The 7,535-nt window shown below is 52.2% G+C and carries 6 protein-coding genes and 1 pseudogene; all 7 read left to right on the top strand.

Annotated features, from left to right (window positions below; all coding sequences use genetic code 11):
- A pseudogene (locus ACP5D0_RS05220) lies at positions 1-267 on the top strand (hypothetical protein); the annotation flags it as partial.
- 94 nt (positions 268-361) lie between these two features.
- The gene (locus tag ACP5D0_RS05225; protein WP_472364556.1) at positions 362-2,389 is read left to right on the top strand and encodes a BCCT family transporter; all 2,028 of its coding nucleotides are present in this window, start codon (positions 362-364) and stop codon (positions 2,387-2,389) included.
- A 97-nt stretch (positions 2,390-2,486) separates the two neighbouring features.
- Positions 2,487-2,948 carry a dUTP diphosphatase gene (gene dut / locus ACP5D0_RS05230; protein ID WP_472364558.1) on the top strand — a complete coding sequence of 154 codons (462 nt, stop codon included), beginning with the start codon at positions 2,487-2,489 and terminating at the stop codon, positions 2,946-2,948.
- 69 nt (positions 2,949-3,017) lie between these two features.
- On the top strand, positions 3,018-4,505 hold the full coding sequence (locus ACP5D0_RS05235; RefSeq protein ID WP_472364560.1) for a phosphomannomutase/phosphoglucomutase: 1,488 nt from the start codon (positions 3,018-3,020) through the stop codon (positions 4,503-4,505).
- A gap of 163 nt (positions 4,506-4,668) precedes the next feature.
- Positions 4,669-5,487 (top strand): HDOD domain-containing protein, encoded by an 819-nt coding sequence (locus ACP5D0_RS05240; RefSeq protein ID WP_472364561.1) that lies wholly within the window; start codon positions 4,669-4,671, stop codon positions 5,485-5,487.
- Positions 5,488-5,564: 77 nt separating this feature from the next.
- A complete protein-coding gene (locus ACP5D0_RS05245) occupies positions 5,565-6,050 on the top strand; it encodes a YajQ family cyclic di-GMP-binding protein (RefSeq protein WP_472364562.1) in 486 nt (161 codons plus the stop codon).
- 223 nt (positions 6,051-6,273) lie between these two features.
- A partial coding sequence (locus ACP5D0_RS05250; RefSeq protein ID WP_472364563.1) for a hypothetical protein occupies positions 6,274-7,535 on the top strand: 1,262 nt, incomplete at its 3' end.

Raw genomic sequence — 7,535 nt, forward strand, 5'->3', positions numbered from 1 at the left:
ACCATTGAAAATACCCGTTACGCCTTCGAAGTCGGTCAAGAAATCGGGCGTTGGACCTGGTATGTGGATGCCACTTGGGCGGATGCTCAGACCAAAGGCAATGATACCGGTTTTATTTCAGCCTATGCGCCCGGTGTTAAATACAACTATGGGCCGGGCTGGATTTATGCCGAATACTTGACGCAGGACGGTTACGTTGGTATGAACGGTAATCTGGGCAAGGGCAATTTTTCGGCACTCTATTTAACGATGGACTTTTATTTTTGATCGAGTTTGGCCCCTTGCAAACGGCGGCGAAATCGACTCCCTTGCCACTTTTTTAATGAATGCACTCAACACTTAACAAGAACAAGGACAGGCTATGTCACAGACCTCAAAATCAACGTCAACGCCACCGCACGACTCCGCAACCGAGACGGTTGCAGAGCCTGCCAAACTCAATCCCCCCGTATTTTTCAGTGCCTCAGGCCTGGTCATTCTGCTGTTAATCTATGCGGTGCTGTTTCCCGATCATGCGGATGGGTTTTTCGGGCATTTGCAGGACGTGATTGTCGGTAACGGCAGCTGGTTTTATGTTCTGACGGTGGCGATTATTTTGATTACCGTGGTCTTTCTGGGGTTGTCGCGTTACGGCGACATCAAACTCGGACCGGATCATGCCACGCCGGACTACACCAATCTGACTTGGTTTTCGATGCTCTTTTCGGCTGGGATGGGGATCGGCCTGATGTTTTTCGGGGTGGCCGAGCCGGTGATGCACTTTTTATCCCCACCAGAAGGGGCACCCGAAACCGTTGAGGCGGCGCGCAATGCCTTAAAAATTACCTTCTTCCATTGGGGGATGCACGCTTGGGCGATTTACGCCATAGTGGCGTTGATACTGGCGTTTTTCAGTTACCGTCATGGGCTGCCGCTGACCTTACGCTCGGCTCTGTATCCGATTATCGGCGAGCGCATTTATGGGCCAATCGGTCATGCGGTGGATGTGTTTGCAGTGATCGGCACCATTTTTGGTATTGCCACTTCGTTAGGGTATGGGGTGCTGCAGATGAACAGTGGCCTAAATTATCTGTTCGATGTGCCGGTGGATGTCATTACCCAAGTGGTTTTGATTGTGCTGGTGACAGGGCTAGCGGGCGTTTCGGTGGCGACGGGGCTGGATAAGGGCATTCGCCGTTTGTCGGAGCTGAATATGGGGCTGGCGGTGACTTTGATGTTGCTGGTATTGTTTTTGGGCTCAACGGTGTTTTTGCTGCAGGCGTTGATTCAGAACGCCGGTAATTATCTGTCCGGTATCGTCAGGGAAACCTTTTATTTGTTTGCTTACGAAAAAACCGACTGGATTGGCGGTTGGACGATTCTATATTGGGCTTGGTGGTTGGCCTGGGCACCCTTTGTCGGCTTGTTCATAGCACGGGTGTCGCGCGGGCGTACCATCCGGGAATTTGCCACAGGGGTGTTATTCGTGCCGGTCGGTTTCAGCATGATGTGGTTCACCTTTTTCGGTAATTCTGCCATTGATATGATTATGAATCAGGGGATGACCAGTCTCGGAACAATCGTCTCGGACGATGTGGCCGTGGCACTGTTTGCGTTTTTGGGGCATTTTCCGTTAGGGGATGTTCTGTCGTTTATTGCGATTCTGATGGTGGTGATCTTTTTTGTCACATCGGCCGACTCGGGGGCTTTGGTGGTGAATATGCTCTGTTCCAATGGCCGCGATGATACGCCTTTGTGGCAGCGTCTGTATTGGGTCATCGGCGTCGGATTGATTGCGGCGATCCTGTTGCTGGCCGGTGGTTTGGATGCTTTGCAGACCATGACCATTGCCAGTGCGTTGCCGTTCTCCATTGTGCTGCTGGTGGCGACCTACGGCTTAATCATGGCGTTGCGGGTGGATCTGGCGAAACGCGACAGTCTGCAGATGAATGTGTCTCCCGCCGCCATGTCTTCCACGCTGGAGGATAACTGGAAACAGCGGCTGCACACCATTGTCGATTACCCAACCCAGCGGGTGGTCAGTCGTTTTCTGCGAACCGTGGCGAAACGAGCCTGTGACGAAGTGGCGGAAGAACTGGTAATTCAGGGGCTGGATGCCAGTGTGGTACTGGATTCCGAACGTGACAGTGTGAAACTGACGGTTCGACAGGGGGAGGAAGCGGATTTTGTTTATGAAGTGCGGAGTCGTTCGCACCTCAAGCCGGAGTACACCCAAGTGGAACGTCCCGAAGACGAGTTGGATGACTCGGCGCATTATTATCGAGCCGAAGTGCATCTGCAAGAAGGCGGTCAGGATTACGATGTGATGGGCTGGTCGAAGCAGGCGGTGATTCACGACATCATCGACCACTATCACAAACACATGCATTTTCTGCACGTCTTGCGATAATCCAGGTGTTTGCCGACCATTGCCTGTATATAATACCGCCACCCAGTGGCGATATCAGTGCCAGTGGGTTGAGTGCAATTTTGTGAAGGAATGAGTGATGAGTTTTCAATTACAGTATAAGATTCTCGACCCCCGTCTTGGGCATGAAATTGAACTGCCGGCCTACGGCACTCAAGGGTCGGCCGGACTGGATCTGCGCGCCTGCATTGACGCGCCCATGACCATTGCGCCGGGGCAGGCCGAGCTGATTCCCACTGGCATGGCGATTCACCTGGATGACCCAGGCCTGGCAGCAATGCTGTTGCCGCGTTCGGGTCTGGGGCATAAGCATGGGTTGGTGCTGGGCAATCTGGTCGGCTTGATTGACTCCGATTATCAGGGACCGTTAATGGTGTCTTGTTGGAATCGCGGGCAGCAAGCCTACACCATTGAAGTGGGTGAGCGCATTGCGCAGATGGTGATCGTGCCGGTGTTACAGCCCGCCTTGAAAGAGGTGGTGGAGTTTGGCGAAACCACCGAACGCGGTGAAGGGGGGTTCGGGCATACCGGCAAGGCATGAAGGTTTGTCATCTGATTGTTATTTTGAACGCTTATGATAACGGGCTAATTTGCAAATGCAGGGTGTCGCATGGCGCAGTCCGATGCGCGTACCGACGCACACTTGCCCGATCATAAGGTGATGACCATGTTTTCTGATTCTTCCCAAGCCATGACCCCGCAGACGTTGGATGTGGCGGCGATTGACCCGCGTATTTTCCGAACCTACGATATTCGCGGGGTGGTCGATAAGGCGCTCACCGAGGAGACGGTCTATGCCGTGGGTTTGGCACTGGGATCGGAAATGCTGGCGGTGGGCGAATCGCAACTGGTGCTGGGGCGTGACGGACGACTGTCCGGTGAAGCCTTCGCCAACCGGCTTGCAGAAGGGGTACGTGCCACGGGCGTGAAGGTCGTTGATCTCGGGCAGGTGATGACGCCGATGGTGTATTTCGCGGCGGAAGTCCTGCCAGGCGGCCATTCCTGTGCCGTGATCACCGGATCGCACAATCCGCCGAATTATAACGGCATTAAAATGGTCATTAACGGACTCACTTTATTTGGTGAGCACATTCAGGCGTTGCTCAAACGCATTCAGCAAAAAGATTTTGTCCTTTCCGCCAGGCCTGGCGATTATGCGCAATACGATATTTTTCCGCAATACCGCGACCGCATTGTGTCCGGCATCCATCTGGCACGCCCTTTAAACATCGTAGTGGATGCCGGCAACGGCATTGCCGGTGCCTTTGCCCCCCAAGTGCTTGCGGCTTTAGGCTGTGAGGTGACGCCGATTTTCTGCGAGGTGGACGGCACCTTTCCCAATCATCATCCCGACCCGGCCAAACTGAAAAATTTACAGGATCTCGCGGAAAAAGTGGTGGCGCTGGGAGCCGATGTCGGGCTGGCGTTTGACGGTGATGGCGACCGTTGCGGGGTGGTGGATAATCTGGGCGAACCGCTTTATCCGGATCGGCAGATGATGTTGTATGCGCGCGATGTGCTCAGTCGTCAGCCGGGTGCGGAGGTGATTTATGATATTAAGTGTACCGCGCTCTTGCCCAAGGTGATTGAAGCGGCTGGTGGGCACGCCACCATGTGGAAAACCGGGCATTCTTACATGAAAGCGAAAATGCGTGAATCCGGTGCCGCCTTGGGCGGCGAAGTGTCTGGACATATGTTTTTCAAAGAACGCTGGTATGGGTTTGACGACGGTGTTTACACGGCCGCGCGGATGCTGGAAATATTGGCGGCGCAACCTCAGCCAGCCGCCGAAGTGTTTGCCGCGCTGCCGAACGCCTATAACACGCCTGAAATTGACCTGCCGTTTGAAGAAGGCGAGCATTATGCCTTTATGGAAAAGATTAAAGCCGTGGCGGATTTTTCCGATGCACGGGTGTTTGACCTGGATGGTTTGCGGGTGGATTTTGACGACGGCTGGGGATTGATTCGCCCGTCCAATACCTCGCCGGTGATTGTCTTGCGTTTTGAGGGCGAAACGCCCGACGCCCTGAACCGCATTCAGCAGCGTTTTAAAGATTTGATCCATTCGATTGAACCTGAGAGGGTTTTGCCGTTTTAAGCCGAATATTCAGGTGAGTTCTTGGTTTCTCAGCCGGTTGTCATCTTGGATAGAAACCGGCACCCGCTGGGTGTTTTTTGACGTCATCGTTTGTTAATGGTTGTGTAAATTAACGGTCATGTTTACAATGCAAGGCATAAAAAAATAACACAGTGAAACCGAGATGGAACAACGACTCAGAGGCGCGATCAACGCCATCAAAGGGGTGAAAATCCCAGACCTGCCGAAAGAGATTATGGAGCTGGATGCCGCCTTATCCAGCAAGTTTCCCAATAATCAGCAAATTACCGAAATCATCAAGAGTAACACCAAGCTTTCCGGCGACGTGATACGCATTGTCAATTCACCGATTATGAAATTGAAGACGCCGGTCAAATCCGTGCGGGAGGCCGTGGATGTGTTGGGGTACAACAATTTGAAGAATCTGGTGCTTTCAGCCGCTTTGCAAAATTTATTCAACACCCGAGAGGTTCAGGAAATCATCGAGCATTCCAAAGATGTGGCTTTCTGTTGCGCCGAACTGTCGGATTACGTGCACGATGTTTCGCGTGATGAAGCCTATTTGATGGGGTTGTTCCATAATGGCGGTTGTTTGTTGTTGGCGACCAAAGACCCCGAACACTATCTCAAGATGTTTTCATTGATTAACACCAACCCCGTCAGCGGTATTCAGAAAGAAATAGAGCGTTACGGTGCCGCGCACACGGATGTCGGCATTCTGATCGGTCAGAAGTGGAAGCTGCCGGTGGAAATGCTCAATGTGATTATGCTGCACCACTTGGCGCATTCGAATGTCGGTCAGGAACGCGTGCGCGCCATGCTCGCGCTGGTGAAAGTGGCCAATGTCATTGTCAATGAAGTGTCTTTCGGGACTTACATGACCGACGAAGCCCGTCAATACATGGCGGAAGCGCAAGCGGAGTTGATGCTAACGAACGATGTCATAAATGGTTTGCGGCGCACGCTGATCAGCTCAGGTTGAACCTTGGCGGTCGCGTATTTTGTCGCCAGTTTTACCAGGCCTGGCCGTTTTTGCAAATAGTTAACAGAGGAAAATTTATGCCTTCATTTGACATAGTATCTGAACTGGATCAGCACGAACTGACCAATGCGGTGGATCAAGCGAATAAAGAAGTCACCACTCGTTATGATTTTAAAGGAACCGATTCCGGCTATGAATTGAAAGGTTCGTTGGTGACCTTGAAAACCGAATCCGAGTTTCAGCTGCAACAAATGCTCGATATTTTGATCCAAAAAGCCAACCGACGCGGCATTGACGTGAAATGTATGGAGGTCAAAGACCCCGACATTCAGCTGAAAACCGCCAAACAGGTGGTGGAGATGAAAGAAGGGCTGGATGCGGCCTTGGCGAAAAAAATTATCAAAGCCATCAAAGACGCCAAGCTGAAGGTTCAAGCCGCCAAGCAAGAAGATACGGTGCGCGTGACGGGTAAAAAACGCGATGACCTGCAAGCGGTTATGCAGTTGCTCAAAGGCATGGAAGACCTGGAAATGCCGCTGCAGTTTAATAATTTCAGAGATTAAAGGGCAAACCGTCTCAATTATTTTGGTCATTGGTCGATACAGTGAATAGGTTTGGTTAGGCCGTTAAAAATAAATAACGCCAGCAACCCATAAAGAGAGGCAAAGCCTCCAGCCACCAAGCCGTCACATTTCATCGACCAGAAAATGAAAGTGTGATTCTACGACGCACGGTATCAGCCGTGGTTAAGCAAGGGAAGTTGTTTAATTTTCGTGGAGTACCGCTATGATCATCCAATCCTCAACGGTTGACCTGCAACAGTATCATCGCTACCAGCAGGAAAGAACCGAAAAAACCCATATGCGCTATGGCGAAGCCATTAATGCCGATACGCTCAATCAAGACGGCAACCTTGTCACGGTTGCTTTTGAACAGTCCGAACAGTATCACTACCGCAATCAATCGCGTCAGCGTTCTGACGCCACCTCGCACATTACTCAAGGCGACCAGCAACTCACCCATCAACGTGCCGAACTGACCCAGAAGCTGGTGGAAGTCAGCTTGGCCGGTGAAGCCGCCAGCCTAGCCAATCAACGCGTGTTTGCCGCTGGCAACAGCGAAGGGGTCAAGCTGCAGGGCGAAGTGGCGTTTGAGTTTGCTCATCAATTGACCATTCAAACCCAATCCTACACCGCCATGGGTGCCAGTGGCAAAGTCACGCTGGAAGACGGGCGAAACATTGATTTCAGTCTGTTTACCTCCCATTCCAATTTCACCCACATTGCCGCCGAAACCAAAGCCCGCCTCAGCGCTCAGGCGATGACCGACCCGCTGGTGATTAATTTCGGCACCGAATCGGTTTCCTTGAGCGACCAGTATTTTGAATTCGACCTCAATGGCGATGGCGAACAGCAGAATCTTGCGACCTTGGGGCATGGCAGTGGTTATCTGGTGCTGGATTTAAACGGCGATGGTCGAGTGAATGACGGCTCGGAACTGTTCGGCACCGACAGCGGCAATGGATTTACCGATCTGGCCAAGTACGATTCGGACGGCAATGGCTGGATTGACGAAGCCGACCCGATTTTTCAGCAACTGAAGCTCTGGTCGAATCAGTCGGATGACACCCAGTTAGTCAGCCTAGCGGCCAAAGGCGTTGGCGCGATTTATCTGGGTAATGTCGAACAAAGCCAGGACTTGTTAGGCCGCCAAGGCGAAACCCTCGGACAGGTAAAAGCGGCTGGCGTGGTGTTGATGGAAGACGGTCAAGTGCGCAGTGCGCAGTCGATTGATCTGGCCGACCGGGTGGCCGAAGCCGACTTAAAACCCGAGCGGACGCAGCTCTTTTCCGACGACCAGCGCCAGCAGGTGCAGGCGTTTGCCGAGACGATGAATCACATTCAGCAAACCCGCTCGGAGTTACAACAACGGTTTAACTTGAATTTCAATGCGCCAGAACCGGTGGCAAAACCAGCCGGATTGGATGCGGGCAAAGAGGCCAAAAGCTTTTTTGACGAATTGTTCGAATCCATTCAAAAAATGATCGA

The sequence above is a fragment of the Hydrogenovibrio sp. genome (genome assembly GCF_049975065.1).
Classification (GTDB): domain Bacteria; phylum Pseudomonadota; class Gammaproteobacteria; order Thiomicrospirales; family Thiomicrospiraceae; genus Hydrogenovibrio.